Source organism: Microbacterium esteraromaticum (assembly GCF_014084045.1).
In the GTDB taxonomy this organism is placed as follows: domain Bacteria; phylum Actinomycetota; class Actinomycetes; order Actinomycetales; family Microbacteriaceae; genus Microbacterium; species Microbacterium esteraromaticum_D.
The window spans coordinates 3,054,940-3,078,660 of the sequence record NZ_CP043732.1; the positions used below are offsets into that span (position 1 = coordinate 3,054,940).

At 68.9% G+C, this 23,721-nt stretch carries 24 protein-coding genes and 1 tRNA gene; 11 read left to right on the plus strand and 14 right to left on the minus strand.

Features of this window, described 5'->3' with window-relative positions; translation table 11 throughout:
* The first annotated feature begins 53 nt into the window (after window positions 1-53).
* A complete protein-coding gene (locus tag FVO59_RS14690; protein ID WP_182253291.1) occupies window positions 54-302 on the plus strand; it encodes an acyl carrier protein in 249 nt (82 codons plus the stop codon).
* An 81-nt stretch (window positions 303-383) separates the two neighbouring features.
* Complete coding sequence (locus tag FVO59_RS14695; protein ID WP_182253292.1) at window positions 384-1,622, plus strand: beta-ketoacyl-[acyl-carrier-protein] synthase family protein; 1,239 nt, start codon at window positions 384-386, stop codon at window positions 1,620-1,622.
* 58 nt (window positions 1,623-1,680) lie between these two features.
* Here FVO59_RS14695 and yczE read toward each other — a convergent pair whose 3' ends face one another.
* Complete coding sequence (yczE, locus tag FVO59_RS14700) at window positions 1,681-2,370, minus strand: membrane protein YczE (RefSeq protein WP_182253293.1); 690 nt, start codon at window positions 2,368-2,370, stop codon at window positions 1,681-1,683.
* Window positions 2,371-2,465: 95 nt separating this feature from the next.
* Here yczE and yczR point away from each other — a divergent pair, with 95 nt between their 5' ends.
* The gene (yczR, locus tag FVO59_RS14705) at window positions 2,466-3,872 is read left to right on the plus strand and encodes a MocR-like transcription factor YczR (protein WP_182253294.1); all 1,407 of its coding nucleotides are present in this window, start codon (window positions 2,466-2,468) and stop codon (window positions 3,870-3,872) included.
* A 166-nt stretch (window positions 3,873-4,038) separates the two neighbouring features.
* Here the strand turns inward: yczR and FVO59_RS14710 are convergent, their stop codons facing one another.
* Both FVO59_RS14710 and FVO59_RS14715 read right to left on the minus strand, forming a co-directional pair.
* Window positions 4,039-4,542, minus strand: a complete 504-nt coding sequence (locus FVO59_RS14710) for a DUF3145 domain-containing protein (RefSeq protein WP_182253295.1) — start codon at window positions 4,540-4,542, stop codon at window positions 4,039-4,041.
* A gap of 178 nt (window positions 4,543-4,720) precedes the next feature.
* Window positions 4,721-5,494, minus strand: coding sequence for a hypothetical protein (locus tag FVO59_RS14715; protein WP_182256878.1), 774 nt, complete (start codon window positions 5,492-5,494; stop codon window positions 4,721-4,723).
* 170 nt (window positions 5,495-5,664) lie between these two features.
* Between FVO59_RS14715 and FVO59_RS14720 the strand changes: the two genes are divergently transcribed.
* Both FVO59_RS14720 and FVO59_RS14725 read left to right on the plus strand, forming a co-directional pair.
* A complete protein-coding gene (locus tag FVO59_RS14720) occupies window positions 5,665-7,680 on the plus strand; it encodes a DUF262 domain-containing protein (RefSeq protein WP_182253296.1) in 2,016 nt (671 codons plus the stop codon).
* Complete coding sequence (locus FVO59_RS14725) at window positions 7,680-8,933, plus strand: alpha/beta fold hydrolase (RefSeq protein WP_182253297.1); 1,254 nt, start codon at window positions 7,680-7,682, stop codon at window positions 8,931-8,933. Before FVO59_RS14720 ends, FVO59_RS14725 begins: the two co-directional genes overlap by 1 nt.
* Before the next feature lie 9 nt (window positions 8,934-8,942).
* On the opposite strand, the gene FVO59_RS14730 is transcribed toward FVO59_RS14725, so the two are convergent.
* Window positions 8,943-9,149, minus strand: a complete 207-nt coding sequence (locus tag FVO59_RS14730; RefSeq protein WP_182253298.1) for an Rv3202a family protein — start codon at window positions 9,147-9,149, stop codon at window positions 8,943-8,945.
* A gap of 142 nt (window positions 9,150-9,291) precedes the next feature.
* On the opposite strand from FVO59_RS14730, the gene FVO59_RS14735 reads away from it, so the two are divergent.
* Both FVO59_RS14735 and FVO59_RS14740 read left to right on the plus strand, forming a co-directional pair.
* A complete protein-coding gene (locus FVO59_RS14735) occupies window positions 9,292-10,161 on the plus strand; it encodes a DUF72 domain-containing protein (protein ID WP_182253299.1) in 870 nt (289 codons plus the stop codon).
* The gene (locus tag FVO59_RS14740; RefSeq protein ID WP_182253300.1) at window positions 10,158-10,367 is read left to right on the plus strand and encodes a KTSC domain-containing protein; all 210 of its coding nucleotides are present in this window, start codon (window positions 10,158-10,160) and stop codon (window positions 10,365-10,367) included. The genes FVO59_RS14735 and FVO59_RS14740 overlap by 4 nt, the downstream gene beginning before the upstream one ends.
* A gap of 13 nt (window positions 10,368-10,380) precedes the next feature.
* Here FVO59_RS14740 and FVO59_RS14745 read toward each other — a convergent pair whose 3' ends face one another.
* Complete coding sequence (locus tag FVO59_RS14745; RefSeq protein ID WP_182253301.1) at window positions 10,381-11,391, minus strand: YihY/virulence factor BrkB family protein; 1,011 nt, start codon at window positions 11,389-11,391, stop codon at window positions 10,381-10,383.
* Between the two features lie 143 nt (window positions 11,392-11,534).
* Between FVO59_RS14745 and FVO59_RS14750 the strand changes: the two genes are divergently transcribed.
* A complete protein-coding gene (locus FVO59_RS14750) occupies window positions 11,535-11,753 on the plus strand; it encodes a hypothetical protein (protein ID WP_182253302.1) in 219 nt (72 codons plus the stop codon).
* Here the strand turns inward: FVO59_RS14750 and FVO59_RS14755 are convergent.
* Window positions 11,741-12,790 carry an iron-containing redox enzyme family protein gene (locus FVO59_RS14755; RefSeq protein WP_182253303.1) on the minus strand — a complete coding sequence of 350 codons (1,050 nt, stop codon included), beginning with the start codon at window positions 12,788-12,790 and terminating at the stop codon, window positions 11,741-11,743. The genes FVO59_RS14750 and FVO59_RS14755 overlap by 13 nt on opposite strands.
* A 162-nt stretch (window positions 12,791-12,952) precedes the next feature.
* Between FVO59_RS14755 and FVO59_RS14760 the strand changes: the two genes are divergently transcribed.
* On the plus strand, window positions 12,953-13,177 hold the full coding sequence (locus FVO59_RS14760) for a CDGSH iron-sulfur domain-containing protein (RefSeq protein WP_182253304.1): 225 nt from the start codon (window positions 12,953-12,955) through the stop codon (window positions 13,175-13,177).
* On the opposite strand, the gene FVO59_RS14765 is transcribed toward FVO59_RS14760, so the two are convergent.
* Window positions 13,175-13,248: transfer RNA gene (locus FVO59_RS14765), tRNA-Ile, on the minus strand. The genes FVO59_RS14760 and FVO59_RS14765 overlap by 3 nt on opposite strands.
* Before the next feature lie 32 nt (window positions 13,249-13,280).
* Complete coding sequence (locus FVO59_RS14770; RefSeq protein WP_182253305.1) at window positions 13,281-13,817, minus strand: gamma carbonic anhydrase family protein; 537 nt, start codon at window positions 13,815-13,817, stop codon at window positions 13,281-13,283.
* Window positions 13,818-13,956: 139 nt separating this feature from the next.
* Between FVO59_RS14770 and FVO59_RS14775 the strand changes: the two genes are divergently transcribed.
* On the plus strand, window positions 13,957-14,442 hold the full coding sequence (locus tag FVO59_RS14775; RefSeq protein WP_182253306.1) for a Dps family protein: 486 nt from the start codon (window positions 13,957-13,959) through the stop codon (window positions 14,440-14,442).
* Between the two features lie 66 nt (window positions 14,443-14,508).
* On the opposite strand, the gene FVO59_RS14780 is transcribed toward FVO59_RS14775, so the two are convergent.
* From FVO59_RS14780 to FVO59_RS14805, 6 genes are all read right to left on the minus strand, one after another.
* Entirely contained in the window at window positions 14,509-15,996 is a 1,488-nt protein-coding gene (locus FVO59_RS14780; protein ID WP_182253307.1) for an amidohydrolase, read from the minus strand.
* Window positions 15,993-16,634, minus strand: a complete 642-nt coding sequence (locus tag FVO59_RS14785) for an FMN-binding negative transcriptional regulator (protein ID WP_182253308.1) — start codon at window positions 16,632-16,634, stop codon at window positions 15,993-15,995. The genes FVO59_RS14780 and FVO59_RS14785 overlap by 4 nt, the downstream gene beginning before the upstream one ends.
* Before the next feature lie 36 nt (window positions 16,635-16,670).
* Window positions 16,671-18,152, minus strand: coding sequence for an alanine/glycine:cation symporter family protein (locus tag FVO59_RS14790; RefSeq protein ID WP_182253309.1), 1,482 nt, complete (start codon window positions 18,150-18,152; stop codon window positions 16,671-16,673).
* Between the two features lie 113 nt (window positions 18,153-18,265).
* Entirely contained in the window at window positions 18,266-19,264 is a 999-nt protein-coding gene (locus FVO59_RS14795; RefSeq protein ID WP_182253310.1) for an Fpg/Nei family DNA glycosylase, read from the minus strand.
* 1 nt (window position 19,265) lies between these two features.
* Window positions 19,266-19,751, minus strand: a complete 486-nt coding sequence (locus FVO59_RS14800) for a ribose-5-phosphate isomerase (protein ID WP_182253311.1) — start codon at window positions 19,749-19,751, stop codon at window positions 19,266-19,268.
* Between the two features lie 31 nt (window positions 19,752-19,782).
* A complete protein-coding gene (locus tag FVO59_RS14805) occupies window positions 19,783-20,976 on the minus strand; it encodes a ferrochelatase (protein ID WP_182253312.1) in 1,194 nt (397 codons plus the stop codon).
* A 136-nt stretch (window positions 20,977-21,112) separates the two neighbouring features.
* Between FVO59_RS14805 and pepN the strand changes: the two genes are divergently transcribed.
* A complete protein-coding gene (gene pepN / locus FVO59_RS14810) occupies window positions 21,113-23,692 on the plus strand; it encodes an aminopeptidase N (RefSeq protein WP_182253313.1) in 2,580 nt (859 codons plus the stop codon).
* The last annotated feature ends 29 nt before the right edge of the window (window positions 23,693-23,721 follow it).

Consider the following 23,721-nt stretch of genomic DNA (forward strand, 5'->3'; position numbering starts at 1 on the left):
GCCTTCCCTAGACTGTTCACCGGTTCCAACCATTCCGAGAAAGAGGAAACACCATGGCTCTCACCCACGACGAGGTCCTCGCCGGCCTTGCTGAGCTGGTCACCGACGAGACGGGCATCGACGCATCCGAGGTCACGATGGAGAAGTCGTTCACCGACGACCTCGACATCGACTCGATCTCGATGATGACGATCGTCGTCAACGCCGAGGAGAAGTTCGGCGTCACCATCCCCGACGACGAGGTCAAGAACCTGAAGACCGTCGCTGACGCCGTCAACTTCATCGTCGCCGGCCAGGAGTAAGACCCGTCGATGCCACCCCCGCGGACCGCGGGGCGTGGCATCCTCCTTCCTGCATCCACCCCCTCCTCACGAAGGACCTCCATGACCAAGCGCATCGTCGTCACCGGCATCGGCGCCACGTCCGCTCTGGGCGGCACGGCTCCCGAGAACTGGGCGAACCTGCTCGCCGGCCAGTCCGGCACCCGCACGCTGCCGCACGACTGGATCGAGAAGTACCAGATCCCGGTGCACTTCGCCGCTGAGGCCGTCGTCCGCCCCGAAGAGGTGCTGCCGCGTCACGAGGCCAAGCGCCTCGATCCGTCGACGCAGTTCGCGATGATCGCGGCGCGTGAGGCATGGGAGGATGCGGGCGCGCCCGAGGTCGCCCCCGAGCGCCTCGGCGTCGACTGGGCGACGGGCATCGGCGGCGTCTGGACGCTGCTGGACGCCTGGGACACCCTGCGCGAGAAGGGTCCGCGTCGCGTCATGCCGCTGACCGTCCCGATGCTGATGCCGAACGCCGGTGCCGGGAACCTCTCACTGCACTTCAATGCGAAGGCGTACGCCCGCACGGTGGTCAGCGCATGCGCGTCGAGCACCGAGTCGATCGCGAACGCCTATGAGCACCTGCAGGACGGCCTCGCTGACGTCGTGATCGCCGGAGGCGCCGAGTCGGCGATCCACCCGATCACCATGGCGTCGTTCGCCTCGGCGCAGGCGCTGTCGCGTCGCAACGACGACCCGGCCACTGCATCACGACCGGGTGCGATCGACCGCGACGGCTTCGTGATGGGCGAGGGCGGTGCCGCCCTCGTGCTCGAGACCGAGGAGCACGCCAAGGCCCGCGGGGCGAAGGTCTACGCGTACGTGGCGGGCGGCGGCGTCACCGCCGACTCGTACCACATCACAGGCAACGACCCGGAGGGAGCGGGCGCGGCCCGCGCCGTGGAGGCCGCCCTCGCGCAGGCGGGCGCGTCGCCCGACGAGGTCGCGCACATCAACGCTCACGCCACCTCGACTCCGGTCGGCGACCCGAACGAGTACGAGGCCCTCAAGCGCGTGTTCGGTGCGCGCATCGACGAGATCCCCGTGTCCGCCACCAAGGCGTCGACGGGCCACCTTCTCGGCGGGACCGGTGCCCTCGAGGCCGTGTTCACGATCCTCGCGCTGCGCGACCGCGTCGCTCCCCCGACCATCAACATGACCGAGCCGGACCCCGCGGTGCCCTTCATGCTCTCGACCTCTCCGCAGCCGCTCGGCGAGGGCGACCTGCTGGCGATCAGCAATTCCTTCGGCTTCGGCGGCCACAACGCCGTCGTCGCCTTCCGCAGCGCAGACTGACGCGCGCGTGCACGACGAAGGCCCCCTGGATCACCAGGGGGCCTTCGTCGTGCGGATGTCAGCCTGACTGCGATGCATGCCCGACGACGTCGCGGGAGGACGCGAGGGCACGAGAACGCGCCTGTCGCAGCCGCGTGAACCGCCCGAGGAACAGGCCGATCAGCGGACCGACCCCGAAGGCGAACAGCATCGTTCCGACACCCACCGGTCCTCCGAGCAGGAAGCCGACCACGAGCACGCTTCCCTCGAGCATCGTGCGCACGAGCCAGACCGGGCGCCCGGTGACCCTCACGAGGCCGGTCATCAGGCCGTCGCGAGGTCCGGGCCCGAGGTCGGCGGCGATGTAGAGCCCCGTGGCGAAGGACAGCAGCACCAGGCCCGCGAGGAACAGCGGAACGCCGATCCACGGTGACGCCGCGGGCGGCACGACCAGCATCGTCACGTCTGCTGCCGGACCGAGCACCACCGCGTTGAGCAGCGTGCCGACCCCCACGCGCTGCCGGAGGGGGATCCACAGCAGCAGCACGACTGCGGCGATCAGGCAGGTGATCAGCCCGAATCCGAGCCCGGTGCGCTCGGTCAGGCCGACGGCGAGCACGTCCCACGGCGAGACGCCGATGCCCGCGCGCACCATGAGTCCCATGGCGACGCCGTAGAGGACGAGGCCGCAGAGCAGCTGCGCGATTCGCTCGACGAGATCCCGCCGCGAGGTGGCTGCAACAGGGAGGAGGATTGAGCGGAGAACCATGTTCTCATGGTGGCTCGCCGAGCCTGGCATCCGGCGAGGCCACTCCCCAGAAAGTGGACTGCTCATCCGAAGCCACTTTGCGGCATGCTTGATGCATGTCGTCACGCCTCGTCGAGCAGCTCGGAGCGCACCGTGCCGCCGGCGCCACCTCCTCCGACCTCGCCCAGCAGGTCCGCGCCCTCATCCTCGACGGCCGTCTCACGGTCGGGGAGCGACTGCCCAGCGAGCGGGCACTCGCCGCCGAGCTGCGACGGTCGAGGTCGACCATCACGCGCGCCTACGATCAGCTCGAGGCCGCGGGCTACGCCGTCCGCCTGCACGGCGGTGGCACGCGGGTCGCCCTCCCCCACGCTCGTACCTCGTCCTCGCCGCTCGACGGCGACGCGCAGTCCATCGACCTCTCCATCGCATCGATGGACTCGACGCCTGGTCTCTACGACGCCACTGTGCGCTCGCTGCCCCGACTCGCCGCGCTGCGCGGCACGAGCGGGTACTCGCTGCAGGGCCTTCCCGAGCTGCGGGATGCGATCGCGCAGCGCTTCACCCTACGCGGTGTGCCGACCCTCGCCGAGGAGATCATCGTCACATCCGGTGCGCTCAATGCCATGAATCTCGTGCTCGCGACCATCGGGCGTCGCGGGGAGCGCGCGCTGGTCGAGCAGCCCACCTTCCCCCATGCCCTCGAGGCGCTGCGCCGACACGGGTACCGCCTGCTTCCGACCCCTGTCGACGTCGACGGGTGGGATCAGGACCACCTCATGGACCTGCTGCTGCGGGCGCGCCCGCATGTGGGCTACCTGATCCCCGACTTCCACAACCCGACGGGAGCCAGTCTGCCGGATGCCGCGCGGGAGCGCGTCGCCGCGACGGCGCGCAGCGCCGGCACCCAGCTCATCGTCGACGAGACGACCGCCGAACTCGACATCGATCGTGGCTGGACGCCGACGCCTCTGGCCGCGTACAGCCCGCAGATCATCACCGTCGGCTCGATGTCGAAGATCGCCTGGGGCGGGATGCGTCTCGGCTGGATCCGGGCGGAGCGCGACCTCATCGCCCGTCTGCTCGCGGTGCGGCCGTCCTTCGAACTCGGCACCGCTCTGCTCGAGCAGTGCATAGCGGTGGAGCTGCTCGACGACATGCCTGCGCTCTCCGCCCACGTCACCGCGCGGCTGCGCGCGGGGCGTGAGGCGGTGAGCGCCGGTCTCGCACAGATCGACGGACTTCGGATGCCCGAGACACCGGGCGGGCTCTCCGCCTGGCTCGATCTGGGCGCCCCTGTGTCGACTCGGCTCGCACTCGCTGCGCGCGAACACGGACTCATCCTCCCCCCTGGTCCGCGATTCGCGACGGGCGGAGTACTGGAGCGGCGCCTGCGGATCCCGATCACGCTGCCGCCGGAGCGCACCCACACCGCGCTCGCGCGGCTGCGCCATGCCTGGCGGGACGTCAGGGACGGATCCGCCGAGCACATCGGGGAGGTCCCGAGCGCAGCGGTCATCTGATCGAGAACGACGAAGCCCCCTGCTTCCCCGCAGGGGGCTTCGGTCGTGTGCGGAGGATTCGCCTTCTCGGTTCCAGGGTGCGCTCACCTGGTCCCGTTACCGACGCCTCCTCCGCAGGACTTCGCCACCACCGCCGGCCCGGCTTCCCGCCTAGCCGACTTCCCGCCTAGCCGACCTTGTGCAGCCACACGACATGCGTGTCGTCGCCGGCATGCCGGAACGGCTCGAGCTCTTCGTCCCATGCCGAACCGAGGGCGACGTCGAGCTCGCGCTGCAGCTCGACGGCGCTGCCGGCGGCGATCTCCATCGCGTAGCGGATGCGATCCTCGCCGATCACGATGTTCCCCGCCGAGTCGGTCTGGGCGTAGTGGATGCCGAGGTCGGGCGTGTGCAGCCACCGGCCGCCCTCGCTTCCCGGTGTCGGATCCTCCGAGACCTCGAAGCGCAGGTGCTCCCAGCCGCGGATCGCCGTCGCGAGTGCCGCCCCGGTGCCGGCGGGGCCGTCCCAGAAGAACTCCGCACGGCGGGTCCCCTGCTGAACGGGCTGATCGCTCCAGTCGAAGCTGACCGCACGACCGATGGCGCGTCCCACCGCCCATTCGAGGTGCGGGCAGAGCGCGCGTGGAGCGGAGTGGATGAACACCACTCCGCGTGCGTATCCCGTCGCCATGATCTCTCCGTTTCATCAGGTACGTCTTCCCCTACGACCTGATCGAAGATGCGGCGAACTATGCGGTTGTACGGCGATTATCGCCCAGAAGCGGCGGAATCACAAGCGTGTGATTCCGGATGCGACGACGGCCCCGGTCCGTGAGGACCGGGGCCGTCGTGCGAACACGGAGTGCTGCTTACGCCTCGCTCATCGCGAGCTTGGCCTGCTGGCCCTTCGCGGCGTAGTACGCGGCGCGAGCGGCGTCGCGGCGAGCCTGCTCGGCGTAGCCTGCCTCGAGGACGTCCTGCGGCACCTCGACCTGCTCGTGCTGGTCGGTGCCGTTGTACTTCTCGATGTAGGCATCGAGCTCGGGGCCCGACTCCCACGAGGTGATCAGGCAGTAGCGGGGCTCGGTGCCGTTGTGCGTGGTGGCGTGCCACAGACGCTGGGTGTCGACGATGAGCTGGGCACCGGCCGGAAGGGCGATGCGGTACTCGATGCTCGGATCGGTGCGGTTCTCACGAAGGACGAAGTAGCTGTCCTTGTCGTCGGTGAGGTTGAAGAACCCGCGAACCACCCAGCCGGTACCGTCCGGGTTGAGGCGGTTGTTGTCGTCCTGGTGGAGGTTGTAGAGGCACTCGCCGTACGGCGTCGGCTGCAGCTCGATGACGCGGCAGCGACCGACGTTGGCACCCGGCTCCTTGGCGCGCGCGGTCAGGGTCGGGGCGATCGCGGTCTGCGAGTCGATCCAGACGCCGTCCTTGTCGGTGCGCGGCGGCTTGTGATTCCAGAAGCCGTTGCACTCGATCTCGCCCTTGGCGCTGGCGAGAGGCGAGAAGCGGGTGTCACCCGAAGACTTCCAGTCGACGTACTCGATGTCGAGCCATTCCTTCGGGTCCATCTCCCCGCCGTACGGGTCGAGGATGACGAATCCCTTGTCTTCGAGGGCTGCGGACTTGATGTATCCCATGATCTGAGTCATGTCCTTTCGTAATGGGCCAGCACGTTTTAACAGGCCCTACTTAGGTAAGCCTACATCGGGCTTCTGAACGCGCCGGGCGGCACGGCCGGAGAAAATGCCCGCGGACTAGACTCGATCCGGCGGACCGTCACCCCGCCGCTCGGAGGAATCACGCAGCCATGGCAACGGCCACCAATGTCGAAGCACACGCAACGGGCACGATCGAGTGGCTCTCCGCCCCGACGACCAACATCGTCGTCCCGGTCTATCAGCGCCAGTACCGGTGGGACATCGGCGGCTGCGAGAAGCTGCTCTCCGACATCAGGGCTGTGGCAGGAGAGGACGCCGCGGACCGGCACTTCATCGGATCGATCCTGTCCGGTCGCGATGCCGCATCGGAAGCGGATGCCGAGGACGGCGACCTCATCCTCATCGACGGCCAGCAGCGCATCACCACGATCATGCTGCTGATCGCGGCGCTGCATCACGCCGTGCGCGACGCCGACGCCGCACTCGCCGCCGAGCTCGAGCGCGTGCTCGTCCGCGCCGACGACCCCAGTCGCACCAAGCTGCGCCCGCACCATGCGTGGGCCGAGCTCTACGAGTCGGTCGTGCTCGATCGGCGCGGAGACGTCGACCGCGAGTCGCGCTTCGACGACAATTACGCGTTCTTCCGCAGCCAGGTGCACGCCGACGAGGCGCAGGCGATCTGGCGCGGCCTGCAGCGTCTGGAGCACGTCTCGATCACGCTCGGCCCGCAGGCCAGCGCTCAGCAGATCTTCGAGAGTCTCAACTCGACCGGCCAGCCGCTGCGTGACCACGAACTGATCCACAACTACATCCTGATGGGCCTCTCGCACGCCGAGCAGCTGCGCATCGAGCAGGACTACTGGCTGCCGGTCGAGCAGCACACCGGCGAGACGATCGGGGGCTTCTGGCGTCACTACCTGGTGATGACCACGGGGCGCGAGATCGACGCCGCCGGCGAGCACGGCGTATACGCCGCCTTCCGGGCCTCCTTCCCGCGGCTGGACCTCGATCGTCTCCGCGAGGACGCCGCGGTGTGGCGCGAGTACGCCGAGATCTACGGCATCCTGCTCGATCCGACTCGGGAGCCGGATCCCGCGATACGCGCGCAGCTGCATCATGTGAACACCTTCGGCCGCACCTCGTATCCGCTGGTGATGAGCGCCTATGGCGACCACCGCCGGGGGGCGATCAGCCGCGACGACCTCATCGAGGTGCTGGAGTGGGTCCAAGCGCTGTTCCTGCGCCGCGCCATCGTCGGGCTGCCGAGCGACCGGCTCATTGCCAGGCTGTGCCGCGCTCGGGCGGATGGCCGTGACACCCTGATGCGCGCCATCGCGCGCATCACCCCATCCGATGAGCGGATCAGCGCTGTGCTGAAGTACGGCGAGCTTCCGCACCCTGCGTATGTGCTCGGTCGCATCGCGGGGGTCGACGATCTCTCCGAGTTCGACGTCGAGACCGTCGTGCCGCCCGTGCCGGCCACTTCGTGGAGCGGCGACGGCATCCGCGAATGGAAGGAGTACACCGAGGATGAGCAGAACGCCCATCGCGCGCTGACTCCGACGCTCGGCAACCTCACCCTGCTGGAGGACTCGCTCACCCTCCGCGTGTTCGGGGCGTCGTTCCCCGAGAAGCGCGATCGCGCCTACGCCCGCAGCTCGGTCGCGGCCACCAGGGAGCTCGGCGAGATCGCGGCGTGGAGCACCGCGGCGATCGCTGCTCGAACCGTACGGCTGACCGCGGAGCTGCTGAAGATCTGGGCGCGCCCCGACGTCGACGAGATCGACGACGACGGCCTCACCCCCGTGCTCGACGCCGTGCGCCGCCGGGGCTGGCCCGCCGGATGGGACCGGGAGTTCGACTACTGCGAGTACCGAGGCGAGCACTGGGAGATCAAGGACGTCCGCGCCCTGTTCAACCGCATCTTCCGCCGCGCGTGGACCGACGACCGCCCCGCCGCCCTCGCGTACAGCGGGAAGCACGGCGGCCCCATCTACAGCGAGATGGCCTGGAAGGGCCAGTGGGATCAGTTCGACGAATCCCACTTCCTCTACATGGGCTGGGACTCGCACTACATGATGACGGCCCTGCAGGGGGTTCTCGAGGAATCCGGGATCGCCGCCGAAGTGTTCGTGAAGTACTCGTACATAGGGAACGTGATGTGATGACCGCCACCACCACCGTCCGGCGCATGCAGGACCTCACCGTCGAGGAGCACACGCTCACCCTTCCCCTGGTCTGGGGCGATCCCGCCGACACGCGCACGATCGACGTCTTCGCCGCCGTGGTCACCCGTGAGGGCGGCGAGGATCTGCCGTATCTCGTCTTCCTTCAGGGCGGGCCGGGTCACGAGGCGCCGCGCCCGTTCCACTCCCCGTCGGCACCGTCCTGGCTGGATGCCGCACTGGCAGAGCACCGCGTCGTGCTGCTCGACCAGCGCGGCACCGGCCGCTCGACGCCCGTGGGCGACGGAGACCTGGCACGCGGTGCCGAGGCCGTCGCCGAGCACCTCACCCACCTGCGCGCGGATGCCATCGTGCGCGACTGCGAGGCCTTCCGCCAACACCTCGGAGCGGAGCGGTGGAACGTGCTCGGTCAGTCGTTCGGCGGCTTCACCACCCTGGCCTACCTGTCGACCGACGCGTCGTCGCTCGAGCGCGTCTACATCACCGGAGGCCTGAGCACCCTCGATCGCACTCCGGACGAGGTGTACGCCCTCTGCTACGACAAGATGCGGGATGCCTCCGAACGCTACTACCGGCGCTTCCCCGAGCATCGCGATCGGATGCGCCGCCTCGCGGATCTCGCCCTCGCCGGCGAGCTCGTGCTGCCCGACGGCGAGATGGTCTCGCTGTCCCGGCTGCGGTCGATCGGATCGGCTCTCGGCACCAACGACGGCTGGCAGTCGCTCTGGTCGTTCCTCGAGCTCGACCCCTCCTCCAACGCGTTCCGACACGATCTCGCCGCGGCGATGCCGTATGACGGCAGGAATCCGCTGTACTTCGTGTTCCACGAGTCCAGCTACGCGTCAGGTCACCGCACCCGCTGGTCTGCGGAGCGGGTCGAGCCGTCCGACTTCGCCGCCGACCCGACCCTGTTCACCGGCGAGCACATCCGACGCGACTGGACGGAGACAGTGCCCGCGTTCCGCCCCTGGCGCGATGTCGCGCTCGCCCTGGCCGAGCACGAATGGCCGGCGATCTACGATGCGGCGGCGGTGCAGGCATCCGGAGCCGTCGGCGCCGCAGCGGTGTACGTGAACGACGTGTACGTACCCTATGAGTTCTCGATGGAGACGGCGCGGCTGCTGCCCGGTGTGCGCACGTGGGCTACCAGCGAGCACGAGCACAACGGCCTTCGCGCGGGGGACGTGCTCCCCCGTCTGTTCGAGCTGGCGCACGACCGCCGCGTGCGCTGACCGCTGAGTTCACGCGTCGCCGTCGCGCTCCTCATCATCGTCGGGCACATCGATGCCCTGCTCGATGACGTCGGCCGGGTCGGCCTCCACACCGTCCGGCGTCGGTTCGGTCGTGGTGCGCTCGGGATCGTGCGGTTCGTCGACCGGGTCGCGCCGCTGCTCCAGGGCATCCGCCTCCGGGATCTCCGCCGTCTGCTCGTCGTGATGACCGCTCATGTCGTCCTCCCTCGCGATGTGCTCCACATCGTCCCCGGTGGTTCCCCCGTCCAGAAGGGGGTTGCATCTCGCCGATCGACCGCCGCGGCACCCCGCGTCAAGGGCATGTCCACGGTCCGCGCGGCGGCCTACGGTGATCGGGATGACGCACCACGATCGCCGCGCCCAGCGGCAGCCGCACGTCAGAGTGGGCACGTCCGGCTGGCGGTACCGCTCGTGGCGCGGGGACTTCTACCCGGCAGGACTGGTGCAGCGCGCCGAGCTGACGTACATCGGCGAACACTTCTCGACGGTCGAGCTGAACGGATCGTTCTACTCGCTGCAGCGTCCGCAGAGCTATCTGCGCTGGCGCGCTGAGGTGCCGGAGGACTTCACGTTCGCGGTGAAGGGATCCCGCTACATCTCGCACATGCTGCGCCTGCGCGAAACGACCGGCGCTCTCGCGAACTTCTTCGCATCGGGAGTGCTGGCGCTGGGGCCGACGCTGGGGCCGATCCTCTGGCAGCTTCCGGAGCGGCAGCAGTTCGAACCCGACGTGCTCGCCGACTTCCTCGATGCCCTGCCGCGCACCACCGCCGAGGCGCGAGCGCTCGGACAGCAGCACGACGCGCGGATGACGGGCAGGACGTGGCTGAGCGACGTCGAGGACCGTCCACTGCGCTACGCGCTCGAGCCCCGATCGTCGAGCTTCGACGATCCCGCGCTCACCGAGATCCTGAACAGGCGCGGCGTGGCCCTGACCGTCGCCGACACAGCGGGCAGATGGCCGCAGTTCGAGCCCGGCGATGCCGACCTCGTCTACGTGCGGCTGCACGGCGCGTCGGAGCTGTACGCGAGCGGCTACACGCCGGAGGAGCTCGAGGGCTGGGCCGAGCGATGCCGCCGGTGGTCCGCCGGGAGGGGAGATCGGGACGTCTTCGTCTACTTCGACAACGATGCGCGCGGGCACGCACCGCACGATGCGCTCACCCTCGCGCGCCTGGTCGGAGACTCACAGGACGGGCGGCGATGAGACGCCGTGCGGTCACGTCCTCGGCCATCGCGTCGGTTGGGTACGAGGAGTCGACGGCTGAGCTCGAGATCGAATTCGTCAGTGGTGAGGTGTACCGCTACTTCGCCGTGCCGCGCTCCGTGCACACGGATCTGCTCTCGGCCCCGAGCATCGGGCGATACTTCCAACGGCACATCCGTGATCGATACCCGACACGGCAGCAGTGATCGACTGCTCCGGTCAACGGCGCGAGCGCCGCACCCGCCGCGCCAGGCGCTCGTCGGCCACGTCGTTCTCGGCCGTCTTCTCGAGCCTGGTCGTGTCGCGCAGTTGCACCTGCAGCTCCCGCTCCGCCGGCACGCCTCTGCGCAGCTCACGCACCCGCTCGAGCTCGGCGTCGAAGAGCGCGCCGACGAGCAGCGCGATGTTCCCGATCCACAGCCAGAGCAGGAAGAGCACGACCCCAGCGAACGACCCGTATATCCGGTCGTAGTCGGCGAGATCGCGCACGTAGAACCCGAAGCCCACCGAGGCCAGCGCGAACACCGCGATCGCCACCAGCGCGCCCACGCTCATCAGCCTGAACCTGGGGTGCGCGATGTTTGGCGCGAAGTAGTACAGGATCGCGACGATCAGGCAGACGACGAGGACCACGGCAGGCCAGCGCGCGATGCGCCAGATCGTCAGCGCGACCTCACCCGCGCCGAGTGACGTGCCGATCGACCTCGCCAGAGGCCAGCTCAGCGCCGCCAGGGCGCACGCGATCGTCACGAGCAGGAACACCGCGAAGGTCACGAGCAGGTGGGTGGGCTTCGCCTTCCAGAACATCCGTCCCTCGGGCACGCCGTAGATGCGGTTCATGGCCCGTCCGAGAGCGGTGACGTACCTGGCGACCGACCACAGGGCGAAGACGAGCGCCAGGACCAGCAGCCAGCCCGCTCCGGCCGTCGTGGCCACCTGCTCGAGCGGGCGCCTCAGAGCCTGGGCGATGTCGGCCGGTGCGACCTCGCGCAGCACGTCGAGCACGGCCTTCGCCGCACCGCGCTTCTCGCCGAACACGCCGATGACCGAGAAGGCGGCGATCAGTGCCGGGAACATGGCGAGCACGGCGTAGAAGGTCAGGCCCGCCGCGGCGTCAGGACAGTAGGTGCGGAAGAACCCCCGGGCGACTCGCCGCGCGATCAGCGCTGTGGCACCCCGGCGGTCGCCATCGCGGTGCGTGCCGCCGGGCTCCGGCTCGTGTGTCCCCATCTGCCCAGGATGCCGCATCCGGCCCCGCAGGGCATCGGCCTTGCGGGGCGCAGAACCGCGATGCTAGCCGAGACGCCGCTGCGGTCAACCCCTTTGCCGGACCGGGTGGTCGACAGGCACGGTGATGGCGGAGAGGAGCAGACATGTCGAACATCCACGAAGAGCCCGACGAAATGCCGACGACCGAGGAGCTCGAGGAGCCGAGCACCGAGAAGGAGCCCGGTGAGGAGCCGCGGGTCGAGAGTCCGGACGAGCCGGAGCCCGACCACGAAGCCGTCGGCATCGTCGTCGTCGGCGGCCCGCAGAGCGACACCGCCGACGCGGCGCATTCGCAATCAGGAGAAGAGGATCAGCCCAGCTGAGCCTCGCGCCGGAGAGAGCTGCGGCCGGCCTCCCAGGCGTGCAGGATGTGCTCGCTCGCCCACCCGTCGACGGTGAGGCAGGCCGCGGCTCCGAACAGGATGTCGTCGAGGAGCTCCGGTCGGTCCTCCGCCAGTGAGCCGGCGAGGTCACGCCCCGCGATCTGCTCATGCACGGCATCCGCCTCGACGTGCTCGTCGTAGTAGGCGGCGACATCGTCGCCGAAGCCCAGACGTCGCAGCCCCTCCGCGATCGCGCGGCACGGAAGCGAGGAGGTCATCTCGAAGGCGGCGAGATGACCGACCGAGGCGCCGATCAGACGCCGGTTCAGACCGAACATGGTCATCAGGTTGAACGAGGCCAGCGTGATGGCGGGGACCAGATCGACATAGGCGCCATACGCGTCGTCGAGGTCGGCGCCGCGCATCGCGTCGGCGAACATCACCTGGTGCATCCGCTCCACGCGCCCTCCGCCGTACTCGTCGGCCTGGATCTCGATCAGTGCAGCTTTGGCGCGACCGGTGAGGCGAGGGATCGCCCACGAGTGCGCATCGGCCTCGCGCAGCGTGTAGATGCTGCGCTGCACGAGCAGCTCCCGTGCCTGCGCGGCATCGGCCCTGCGTGCGACATGATGCGACAGGCTCGGCCCCGGCTGCGGGGCAGTGAGGGCGAACAGCGCCGCTGCCACCGACTCCCCGGTCGGCTCCGGCCTCTCCGGCTGCGGGACGACGGCGCGCACCGCATCCTCGAAGGCTCGCTCGAGAGCAGCGCGCGCGGCCAGCAGCGACACATCCCACTCCCAGTGCGCCGCGAACTGCGGCAGTGACCCGTAGGCCACGGCGTACAGCAGGAACAGCGAGAGCTGAACGTCCTCGTCGGTGATCGGATCCTCGACGAGAACGGCGTCCCTGGCCAGCTGCGCGAGCTCGCCGGCGCGCTGCGGTGCACGATCCGTCAGCACCTCCAGCAGTGCGGCGCTGAGCGGCCCGCGTCCGGAGATGGCGATGGTCATCGGCTCGGAGGAGAGGCTGAGCGTCATGGTGCTCCTTCATCAGGCGGGGGATCACCTCGTCCGGCCACCCTAGGTGCGCGCGGGTCCTGGTTCACAGCCCTTGACACGGTGACCCGCGAGCAGTCAAGTCCCTGTGCGCCGGGGCTCGGCCGCGCGACGCTGGGGGCTCCACCGCGACGAGGAGCAGGCATGACTGCGAGAACCGAGGCCCCCACGATCACCGCCTGCACCGACGGGCCGCTGCTGGTCCGCGGCGACGTCGACCTGCAGTCGGCCGCCGGTCGCCCGATCGAGCGTCACCGCAGCACGATCGCGCTGTGTCGATGCGGCCTGTCGTCGATCAAGCCGTTCTGCGACGGTGCGCACAAGACGTCGGGATTCCGCACCGATGACGGACCGGATGTCAGGAAGTAGGGCGGGTCGGACTTGAACCGACGATCGTTGGGTTATGAGCCCACTGCCTTAACCAGCTTGGCCACCGCCCCGTGAACCACCAGCCTACCGCCCGCTCCGCGCGCTACCGCGCCTGCGCCGCCGAGTGGGTGCGGATGTGGCCGAGGTAGATCTCCGCATTCGCGACGAGACCCTGCCGCTCCTGGTCGGTCAGCGGACGACGCACCTTCGCCGGCACGCCCGCCACGAGGGACCCGTCCGGTACCTCGGTGCCGCTCAGCACCACCGCGCCGCCCGCGATGAGGCATCCGGCGCCGATCACCGCTCCGCTCAGCACCACCGCGCCCATCCCGACGAGCGAGCCGTCGCCGATCGTGCAGCCGTGCACGACCGCGTTGTGCCCTATCGAGACGTCATCGCCGATGACGACGGCGTGCGCCGTGTCGACGTGCACCGACACGTTGTCCTGCACATTGCTGCGCGCGCCCACCGTGATGGGCGCCGAATCAGCCCGCAGCACGGCGTTGTACCAGACGCTCGCTCCAGCACCGAGCGCGACCTCTCCGACGATGCGCGCACCGTCGGCCAGGAAGGCGTCTTCTGCGATGCGGGGGACCCTGGTTCCGAGGGCGATGACGGAGGCGTTCGAGGCGATGGTCATGAAGGTGAGACTACCCTCACTTCCGCGTGATTCCGCGGAAGAACGGGTGGGTAAGCGTTGCCTACGCTTGCTTGCGGAATGACTCTCGGTGAGTAGCGTTGTAGTCACAAGACGTGGAAGAAGACACCCGGAGGTTCTCATGAGCAAGGCCCAGACCGTTCCCAGCATCGCCGTCGACCCGACCGTCGCGGCGGCCGCAGCCCAGTTCCTCTCCCCCGTGGTGCACGGCCTTCAGGCCCTCACCGTCAATGGGAAGCAGGCGCACTGGCACGTCCGTGGCGCGAACTTCGTCGGCGTGCACGAGCTGCTCGACACGATCGTCGAGCACGCAGGCGAGTTCGCCGACACCGCCGCGGAGCGCATCGTCGCCCTCGGCCTGCCGATCGACGCCCGCATGCAGACCGTCGCAGAGAAGGCCGGACAGACCGCCGTCCCCGCCGGCTTCGAGCAGTCCGACGCGCTCATCCGCGCCGTGATCGGCGACATCGACGCGATCCTCGTGGATGTGAAGGCAGCCGTCGACGGCCTCGACGAGGTCGACCTCACCAGCCAGGACGTCGCTATCGAGATCCAGCGCGGCCTCGAGAAGGACCGCTGGTTCCTGATCTCGCACATCGCGGCCTGACGCCGCAGCATCGAGAGGGTGCCGCAGCATCGCTGCGGCGCCCTCTCGCGTTCGATGGCTGCAGGTTCAGGCGAGGTGGGTGAGCCTGCCGCCCAGCAGGGTGGCTGCCACCGGCATCCGGCTCAGCTCTGCGCGATCCGCCGTCAGCGGGTCGATCTCGCAGAGCGCCAGATCGGCGATGCCGCCGATCTCGATGTCGCTCCCACCGTGCCGGCTGCTGGCGCGCAGCGCCGATTCGATGCCGACGCGCTCCTCCGGCCTCCACGGCTCACGGTCGTCACCTGTGCGGTGCACCGCAGCGGCGATCGTCAGCCACGGATCGAGCGGGGCGACGGGAGCATCCGACCCGAAGCGCACCGGGATGCCCGCCTCGATAAGCGAACCGAGAGGATGACTCAGCGCCTGCTGATGCTGCCAGAGGCTGCCGACCAGGTCGCGGTCGTCGATCGCGTGCTCGGGCTGCACGCTCGCGATCACACCCAGTCGCGCGAAGCGCACCAGGTCGGCGTGCCGCACCAGCTGCGCGTGCTCGATCGTGCCACGAGCCTGGGTGAAGGTGAAGGCGTCGAGGGCGGATGCCACAGCTCGGTCGCCGATCGCATGCACGGCGACCTCGATGCCGGATGCGGTGGCCGTGGTGAGCAGTTCGCGCAGCCGATCCGGCTCGATGGTGAGCACCCCGAAGTTGGTCGGATCGTCGTCATAGGCGTGCGAGCACGCCGCGGTGCGGGTGCCGAGCGACCCGTCGGTGATGAGCTTCAGAGGGCCGACATGCACCAGCCCTGAGGTGGAGGCGAGTTCGTCCCCGGTGCGCAGGCCGCGCTCGATCGCACGGTGCAGTTCAGCCGCATAGAAGGCGAACTCCACCCGATGCGCGGCGAACCCCGCGTGCGCCCTGCGCTGCCACGCGTCGGCATTCCACGCCATGTCGAAGTCGACGAGGCCGGTCACGCCCCTGGCCGCGGCCCGCTCACCGGCTCGATGCACCGCGGCGTCGGCCATCAGATCGTCGGCGGCGTTCAGCCTGCGGGAGATCTCGAATGCGTCCTCTTCGCGCAGCATCCCGTCGGCGATCGGCTCGAATCCCTCGCGCCGGAACGCGGCGGTGTTGAGCCATACGCTGTGCACGTCGGCGTTGATCAGGTACGTGGGCTCCGCGCCCGTGCGCTCGTCGAGCAGGGTGAGCGAGGGGACGTCCGGCCACAGAGCGTCGCGCATCCCGGCGCCGACACGACGCCCGTCCGCGAGGGCGACGGCATCCCCCATGGCTCGAGCGGCCTCGGCGGCGCTGCGCATCGTGCCGAGGGGCACTCGGTCTGCGTTCAACGCCCACTGCACCGTGTGCACGTGGTGGTCCCACAATCCGGCGACGAGACGGCGGCCATCCCCCTCGAGCACGGCGCCTTCGGCCCGCAGCGCACCGCTGGGAGCGGCGTCCACGATGCGGTCCCGGTCGATGACGAGATCAACCGGCTCATCGCCGAAGGTGTGCGCCAGCGGACCGGTGAGCCGGACCGCACGCAGGAAGCCGACCTGATCGCCGCGTGCGATCATGCGCTGCGTCCCTGACGCGCGTCACGAGCTCGACGCATCTCGGCGGCGAGAGCGGGATCGGCGTATGGACCCGTGCCCTCGAGGGCCGTGATCACCTCGTCCACGGTCTCGACCGGCTTGTTCTGGCTGAGCTTGCGCTTTGCGACGACCTTCGCGGGCCTCAGCCGGAACCCGACCGTCCCCGCGGCGAGCCGGTTCACGAACCCGTCGTCGTTGGGAAGCTGCCACATGCCGCGGGGACTCGGCATCCGGTTCTCGAACACGTCGACCATCCGCTCGAGCACCCGCAGGTTCTCGTCGGCGGAGAGGATCTCGGGCACGCCGCTCAGGTGCACCGAGACGTGGTTCCAGGTCGGCACCGCCTGCACGTCGCCGTACCAGCCCGGCGAGATGTAGCCGTGCGGGCCCTGGAACGCGATGAGGATCTCACGCTCGCCCAGCCCGTGCACGAGGTCGTCGGGTCTGCCGACGTGACCGACGACGGTGAGGTCGTCTCGCTCGTCGTCGAGAAGCACGACGTAGTGAGACGCCACGAGTCCGTCATCTGCATGACTGACGAGCGTCGCCCACGGGTTGAGCTCGATGATCCTGCGGATCTCGGCCGGGTCTGTCATGGCGAAGCTGGGGTTCTGACGCACCCCACCAGCCTATGGCCGACCCGGCCGAACCAGTGGCTAAGCGTTGGGGGTCTTGACCACCGGAATCGCCTGAGTCTTCCAGTCCTCGAACGCCTGGTCGCCTGCCATGAACGCGTTCACTTCCTCTGGCGTGGCTGTCAGCTTGGGGTCGTGGTCGAGGTACTTCTTCGTCTCGCGTGCGACGAGGCCCGACAGCAGCAGAAGACCGATCAGGTTCGGCAGCGCCATGAGGCCGTTCATCACGTCGGAGAACGCCCAGACCACACCGAGCTGCACGGTGCAGCCGATGAAGACGACGAGCGAGAACAGGATGCGGAACGGCATCACGGCTTTGCGCCCGATCAGACGCTCGATGCTGCGCTCGCCGTAGTACGACCAGCCGAGGATCGTAGATCCGGCGAACAGCACGAGGCCGATCGTGACGATGTAGTGACCCCACTCCCCTGGCAGACCGTGCGAGAACGCCTCACCCGTCATCAACGCGGCGCTGATCTGGTCACCGTTCCCGTCCTTCATGTTCCAGACGCCGGTGGTGATGATCACGAGCCCCGTGCAGGTGACGACGATGATCGTGTCGATGAAGGTCTGCGTCATCGACACGAGACCCTGGCGCACCGGGTGACTGGTCTTGGCCGCAGCGGCCGCGATGGCAGCCGAGCCCATGCCGGACTCGTTCGAGAAGATGCCGCGGGCGACACCCATCTGCACGGCGATGATGATCGCCGAGCCGGCGAAGCCGCCGATTGCGCTTGTGCCGGTGAAGGCCTCAGTGAAGATCTGCGCGAAGGCCGCGGGGACGCCGCCGATGTTTGCGATCAGGATGTAGATGGCGCCGACCACGTAGAAGATGATCATGACGGGCACCAGACCCGCGGTGACCCGGCCGATCGACTTGATGCCGCCGACCAGCACGAGCATGGCGAACACGGTCAGCACGATGCCGGTGACCCAGGTGGGCACGCTGAAGCTGTTCTCGAGGTTGGCCGAGATGGAGTTGCCCTGCGTCATGTTGCCGATGCCGAAGCAGGCGATGACGGCGGCGACCGCGAAGAAGATCGCGAGGAACTTGCCGAACGGACCGGGTATTCCCCGCTCGAGATAGTACTGCGGGCCGCCCGACTTCTCACCCGCGGCGTCAGTGGTGCGGAAGCGCACACCGAGGAAGGCCTCTGAGTACTTCGATGCCATGCCGAGCAGACCCGTCACCCACATCCAGAACAGCGCGCCGGGGCCGCCGATGCCGATGGCTGTGGCGACGCCGACGATGTTGCCCGTGCCGACCGTGGCCGCGAGCGCGGTGGTCAGCGCCTGGAACTGCGAGATGTCGCCATCGGATCCGGGGTCCTGGCGCCTGAACAGACCGAGACGCAGCGCCGCGCCGAGGCGGATGAACTGAAGGCCGCCGAGGCGGATGGTGAGGTAGAGGCCGGTGCCGAGCAGCAGCGGGATGAGGACCCACGGTCCCCAGATCCATGAGCTGATGTTCTCGAGAACGGCCTGCAGGCCGGAAAGGTCCATGAGGTCTCCTGTCGTGCTACGTCGCGAACGGATTCCGTCATCCTATTCACAGCGGGCGCTCAGGTTCACTCCGACCTCGGCGCGGCGCGGTGAGCGCCGACGGCCGCGTGGGCTCAGCGCTGGCAGGACGGGCACCAGTACAGCTTGCGGGCGCCGATCTCCTCCAGGGCGATCTCGGTGCCGCACACCCGGCAGGGCAGGCCCGCCCGGTGGTAGACCCAGTGGCGATCGTCACGGCTGGCCATGGCGGCCCGGTAGGCGTCGCCGGTCAGGCCGTCCATCGTCATCATCTGACCGGTCTCGACACCGATCGCGAGCAGCTTCACCCAGTCGCGCCACAGCTCGCGCACGACCTCCTCCGGCACGTCGCGGCCTGGCGTGTGCGGCTCGAGCCTGGCGCGGAAGAGCATCTCCGCCCGGTACACGTTGCCTATGCCGCTGACCACCGCCTGATCCATCAGCAGCAGCGCTATCGGCGTGGGCTTGCGGCGCACGATGCGAACGAAGCGCTCCTCGCCCTCCGTCACGTCTCCGACGAGGGGGTCGGGGCCGAGCTTGGCGATGGTGGCGAGCATCTCGTCGGTGGTCTGCAGTGCGCAGGCGGTCGGACCGCGCAGATCCGCGCAGGTCGCGTCGTTGAGCAGACGAAGGCGCACCTGCCCGACCACGGGCGGCGGCCAGTCGTCGCCCTCATCGGCGAGCCCCTTGGTCTGCTCGGACATGCGCACGTGCACGCGCGACTTCCGCGGTGCGCCGATCGAGGACAGCGAGTTCTCCCCGGCTTCGTCGAAGATCGCCTCATCGAGATCGGTGCCGCGCTGGTTGGTCTGCCCCATGCGTCCGTTCGCCGAGGCGATGGTCGCGTCCGCGACGATCTCGCCGGCGAAGTCCCACGCCCCGTACAGTCCGAGGTGCACCCGCAGCCACACGGCATCCTCGAACTCGAGGAACATCTGCTTGCCGACCGCCATCGCCCGCATCATCTCCCGCCCGTCGAGCACGGCGGCTCCCTCGGCGAACCGCCCCTGCGGGCTGGAGGCACGGACGGGCCTGTCGACGAAGTTGCGTGCGAACTGTCGGGCGATGCGGTGGACGGAGTGACCCTCGGGCATGTCAGGCTCGCGGATCGGGAAGCAGCGATCCGTCCTTCTCGAAGTCGGCGATCTGACCGATCCGGCGCACGTGGCGCTCGTCGCCGGGGAACGGCGTCGCGATGAACAGGTCGATGAACGAGATGACCTCGTCGAAGCCGTGCTGGCGGGCGCCGATCGAGATCACGTTCGCGTCGTTGTGCTCGCGGGCGAGCTGTGCGGTCGACAGGTTCCATACCAGCGCCGCCCGGATGCCCTCGACCTTGTTCGCCGCGATCTGCTCTCCGTTGCCCGACCCTCCGAAGACGACGCCGAGCGCGTCGACTCCGGCGCGCTGGTCGGCGACCACGCTCTGTGCGGCACGGATGCAGAAGGCCGGGTAGTCGTCCAGCGCGTCGTACTCCACCGGCCCGTGGTCGATCACCTCATGCCCTGACGAGCGCAGGTGCTCCTGAAGGCGGGTCGAGAAATCCAGTCCGGCGTGATCGGTGGCGATGTGGATGCGCATGGCGTCAATCCTATTGAGACGGGAGAGGCGATCAGGGCGCTATGCCGGCGGCCGCCGGCTTGAAGCCCGCGCGGATGTTCTCGCAGCACCCGGGGCGACACACGTCGAACCACGGTCCGAGTTCGGTTACATGCGCGCGGTCAGCAGCCGGACGGCCCTCGAGCCGCTCCTGCACGAGGTCGACGATTCCGGCGACGAACGCCGGCGAGACGCCGGGAGTCGGCGTTCGGGTGAAGGCGAGGCCCGCCTCCTCTGCGGCCTCCTTCGCCTCGGTGTCGAGGTCCCAGAGCACCTCCATGTGATCGCTCATGAATCCGACGGGCACCACGATCACCGCATCGCGTCCGCGTTCGGAGAGCTCGCCGATGACGTCGCAGACGTCCGGCTCGAGCCAGGGCTGCGAGGCCGGGCCGGAGCGCGACTGGTACACGAGCTCCCACGGCACGTCGGCCGCGGCGGGCGCGAGCTCGGCGACGCGGGCCATCACCCAGGCTGCGACGGCTTCGTGCTGCACGGCATACGCGCCGCCCTCGCCCCAGTCGATGTCGCGTGGGCCGGAACGCACGGCGTCGTCCATCGGGATGCTGTGGGTCGAGAACAGCACCTGGATCCGCTCTGCGGCGAGACCCTCGTCGAGACGCTGCCGCACCGCGTCGTGGACGCCCTCGACGAACGCCTGCACGAAGCCGGGGTGGTCGAAGAACGGACGGATCTTGTCGATCGTCACCACCCCGTCGTGCTCGGTGCCGTCGAGGATGCGAGAGAAGTCCTCGCGGTACTGGCGGCAGCTCGAGAAGGAGCTGTATGCGCTGGTCGCGAAGGCGAGCAGTGTCGTGTCGTCGTTCGCAGCCGCCTCCGCGACGGCCTCCTCCAGGTAGGGCGCCCAGTTGCGGTTTCCCCAGTACACGGGCAGATCGATCGATCGCGCCGCGAGCTCCGCCTCCAGCGCAGCCTTCAGCGCGCGGTTCTGCGCGTTGATGGGGCTGACGCCGCCGAAGTGGCGGTAGTGGTGCGAGACGTCCTCGAGTCGCTCATCGGGGATGCCGCGCCCCCGCGTGACGTTGCGCAGGAAGGGGATCACGTCGTCCTGCCCCTCCGGCCCGCCGAATCCGGCGAGCAGGACGCCGTCGTAGGCGACGGGGACCTCGATGTGGGCGGAGCCGGCCGATGCTGCCGGCGAGGCGTGCGGAACGACGATCTTCTCTGTGGGGCTCACGTCATCCATCCTTCCACCGACTCTCTATGAGCCAGCATCGAGGTCAGCGCGCCGGCGCGGCGCTGGCGTAGGCTGTCATGGTTGCCGTCGGCGCCAGCAGCGTGGACGCACTCGACATCCCCTCCACCAATGGGAGAAATCAGCTGTGCCTGGAGAAAACCTCACCCGTACCGAAGCGCAGGAGCGCCGTGCCGTCATCGACACGCAGTCGTACGAGATCTCGCTCGACCTGACCAAGGGAGCGGAGGTGTTCGGCTCGCGCAGCGTTGTGCGCTTCACCGCGACCCCCGGCGCCTCGACGTTCATCGACCTCATCGCACGAGAGGTGCGCGAGATCACGCTCAACGGCGAGCAGATCGATCCGAGCGCCGCCTTCGCCGATTCGCGCATCGCCCTCGACGGCCTGCAGGCGGAGAACGTCCTCATCGTCGACGCCGACTGCCTCTACACGAACACGGGCGAGGGCCTTCACCGCTTCGTCGACCCCGTCGACGGCGAGGTGTACCTGTACTCGCAGTTCGAGGTTCCTGACTCGCGCCGTGTCTTCGCCGTGTTCGAGCAGCCGGATCTCAAGGCGACGTTCCAGTTCACCGTGACGGCTCCCTCAGCCTGGAAGGTCGTCTCGAACTCCCCCACGCCCGAGCCCATCGTGCACGACTCGTCGTCGGGCGCCGAGGGCGTGGCCACCTGGGGCTTCGCCCCCACGCCGCGCATCTCGTCGTACATCACCGCACTCGTGGCGGGCCCGTACGAGGCCACGTTCTCCGAGCTCACCAGCGCCTCGGGCGCCGTCGTGCCGCTCGGCGTGTACGGACGCAAGAGCCTCTGGCAGCACCTCGACGCGGACTACATCTTCGACAAGACCCGGCAGGGGTTCGAGTACTTCGAGGCCAAGTTCGGCGTGCCCTACCCGTTCGAGAAGTACGACCAGCTCTTCGTGCCCGAGTTCAACGCAGGAGCCATGGAGAACGCGGGTGCAGTGACCTTCACCGAGACCTACGTGTTCCGCAGCAAGGTGACCGACGCCGTCAAGGAGCGTCGTGTCGTGACGATCCTGCACGAGCTCGCGCACATGTGGTTCGGCGACCTGGTCACCATGAAATGGTGGAACGACCTGTGGCTGAACGAGTCGTTCGCCGAGTGGGCATCCACCATCGCCACTGCGGAGGCCACCGAGTGGACGTCCGCCTGGACCACCTTCAACGCGATGGAGAAGACCTGGGCGTACCGCCAGGATCAGCTGCCGTCGACCCACCCGATCGTCGCCGAGATCAACGATCTCGAAGACGTGATGGTGAACTTCGACGGCATCACCTACGCGAAGGGCGGCTCGGTGCTCAAGCAGCTGACCGCGTGGGTCGGCATCGACGCGTTCTTCGCCGGCGTCGGGCAGTACTTCCAGAAGCACTCCTGGGGCAACACCGAGCTGAGCGACCTGCTCACCGAGCTCGAGGCCACCAGCGGGCGCGACCTCACCACCTGGGCCAAGAAGTGGCTCGAGACCGCCGGCGTGAACACCCTCGCCCCGGTCATCGTCGAGGACGCGTCGGGCGTCATCACCCGCTTCGCGGTGACGCAGACCGCTCCCGCGGACTACCCGACCATCCGTCCGCACCGCCTGGGCATCGGCTTCTACAACCTCAGCGACTCCGCCGAAGGCGCCGGGGATCTGGTGCGCACGCACTACGTCGAGGTCGACATCGACGGCGACCGCACCGAGATCCCCGAGCTGCAGGGCCTCGAGCGTCCCGACATGGTGCTGCTCAACGACAACGATCTCGCCTACGCGAAGATCCGCCTCGACGAGCGGTCGCTGGCCACCGCGATCGAGCACCTGTCCGACATCTCCGACCCGCTCGCGCGGTCGCTCGTGTGGGGCGCGGCCTGGGACCAGACCCGGGATGCCGAGACCGCCGCCTCCGACTACATCGACCTCGTCCTGGGCAACATCGGTCACGAGACCGAGTCGACGACCGTTCGCACGACTCTCGCGCAGGTGCAGCTCGCCGCGAACATCTACGTCGCACCGGACACGCGCGCCGCCGCCCGCGAGAAGATCGCCGACGGTCTGTGGGCCCTCGCTCAGCAGGCCGAGGCGGGCAGCGACAGCCAGCTGCAGCTCGTGACCGCGTTCGCCAACTCGGTCGCCACCCCCGAGCAGGCAGGCATCGTCGGCCGCCTGCGCGCCGGCGAGGAGACCCTGCCCGGCCTCGAGATCGATGCCGACCTGTCGTGGCTGCTGCTCGTCGGCCTCGCGGCCGCCGGCGCGACCGACGCCGGCGCAATCGATGCCGCATTGGCCGCCGACAACACGTCCAAGGGCGGGGAGTTCGCCGCGCAGGCGCGCGCCGCCCTGCCCACCGCCGAAGCCAAGCAGGCCGCATGGTCGTCGCTGATCGACAACAGCGACCTGCCCAACACCATCGTGCGCTCGGCTGCCCTCGGATTCGTGCACCCGTCCGGCACCGACGTGCTCGCCGACTTCATCCCGAAGTACTTCGAGATGCTGGTGCCGATCTGGGAGCAGCGCACGTATCAGATCGCCGATTACCTGGTCGTCGGCCTGTACCCGCGCTCGCTCGCCAGCGTGGAGCTGCGCGACGCGACCCGCACTTGGCTCGCCGAGAACCAGGACGCCGCTCCCGCGCTGCGCCGCCTCGTGCACGAGAACCTGGCCGACGTCGAGCGGGCGCTCGCCGCTCAGTCCCGCGACGCCGAGATCTGACCCGGAGCCAGGACGATCCGTCTCGAGCG

Excerpts from the sequence above, each read along its gene's own strand:
- FVO59_RS14735 (WP_182253299.1), top strand. The coding sequence starts at position 9,292 with ATGACGCACCACGATCGCCGCGCCCAGCGGCAGCCGCACGTCAGAGTG.
- FVO59_RS14780 (WP_182253307.1), bottom strand. The coding sequence starts at position 15,996 with ATGATCGCACGCGGCGATCAGGTCGGCTTCCTGCGTGCGGTCCGGCTC.
- yczE (WP_182253293.1), bottom strand. The coding sequence starts at position 2,370 with ATGGTTCTCCGCTCAATCCTCCTCCCTGTTGCAGCCACCTCGCGGCGG.
- FVO59_RS14725 (WP_182253297.1), top strand. The coding sequence starts at position 7,680 with ATGACCGCCACCACCACCGTCCGGCGCATGCAGGACCTCACCGTCGAG.
- FVO59_RS14745 (WP_182253301.1), bottom strand. The coding sequence starts at position 11,391 with ATGGGGACACACGAGCCGGAGCCCGGCGGCACGCACCGCGATGGCGAC.
- FVO59_RS14760 (WP_182253304.1), top strand. The coding sequence starts at position 12,953 with ATGACTGCGAGAACCGAGGCCCCCACGATCACCGCCTGCACCGACGGG.
- FVO59_RS14770 (WP_182253305.1), bottom strand. The coding sequence starts at position 13,817 with ATGACCATCGCCTCGAACGCCTCCGTCATCGCCCTCGGAACCAGGGTC.
- FVO59_RS14710 (WP_182253295.1), bottom strand. The coding sequence starts at position 4,542 with ATGGCGACGGGATACGCACGCGGAGTGGTGTTCATCCACTCCGCTCCA.
- FVO59_RS14790 (WP_182253309.1), bottom strand. The coding sequence starts at position 18,152 with ATGGACCTTTCCGGCCTGCAGGCCGTTCTCGAGAACATCAGCTCATGG.
- FVO59_RS14715 (WP_182256878.1), bottom strand. The coding sequence starts at position 5,494 with ATGGGATACATCAAGTCCGCAGCCCTCGAAGACAAGGGATTCGTCATC.
- FVO59_RS14730 (WP_182253298.1), bottom strand. The coding sequence starts at position 9,149 with ATGAGCGGTCATCACGACGAGCAGACGGCGGAGATCCCGGAGGCGGAT.
- FVO59_RS14740 (WP_182253300.1), top strand. The coding sequence starts at position 10,158 with ATGAGACGCCGTGCGGTCACGTCCTCGGCCATCGCGTCGGTTGGGTAC.
- FVO59_RS14795 (WP_182253310.1), bottom strand. The coding sequence starts at position 19,264 with ATGCCCGAGGGTCACTCCGTCCACCGCATCGCCCGACAGTTCGCACGC.
- FVO59_RS14775 (WP_182253306.1), top strand. The coding sequence starts at position 13,957 with ATGAGCAAGGCCCAGACCGTTCCCAGCATCGCCGTCGACCCGACCGTC.
- yczR (WP_182253294.1), top strand. The coding sequence starts at position 2,466 with ATGTCGTCACGCCTCGTCGAGCAGCTCGGAGCGCACCGTGCCGCCGGC.
- FVO59_RS14755 (WP_182253303.1), bottom strand. The coding sequence starts at position 12,790 with ATGACGCTCAGCCTCTCCTCCGAGCCGATGACCATCGCCATCTCCGGA.
- FVO59_RS14750 (WP_182253302.1), top strand. The coding sequence starts at position 11,535 with ATGTCGAACATCCACGAAGAGCCCGACGAAATGCCGACGACCGAGGAG.
- FVO59_RS14690 (WP_182253291.1), top strand. The coding sequence starts at position 54 with ATGGCTCTCACCCACGACGAGGTCCTCGCCGGCCTTGCTGAGCTGGTC.
- FVO59_RS14695 (WP_182253292.1), top strand. The coding sequence starts at position 384 with ATGACCAAGCGCATCGTCGTCACCGGCATCGGCGCCACGTCCGCTCTG.
- FVO59_RS14805 (WP_182253312.1), bottom strand. The coding sequence starts at position 20,976 with ATGGATGACGTGAGCCCCACAGAGAAGATCGTCGTTCCGCACGCCTCG.
- FVO59_RS14800 (WP_182253311.1), bottom strand. The coding sequence starts at position 19,751 with ATGCGCATCCACATCGCCACCGATCACGCCGGACTGGATTTCTCGACC.
- FVO59_RS14720 (WP_182253296.1), top strand. The coding sequence starts at position 5,665 with ATGGCAACGGCCACCAATGTCGAAGCACACGCAACGGGCACGATCGAG.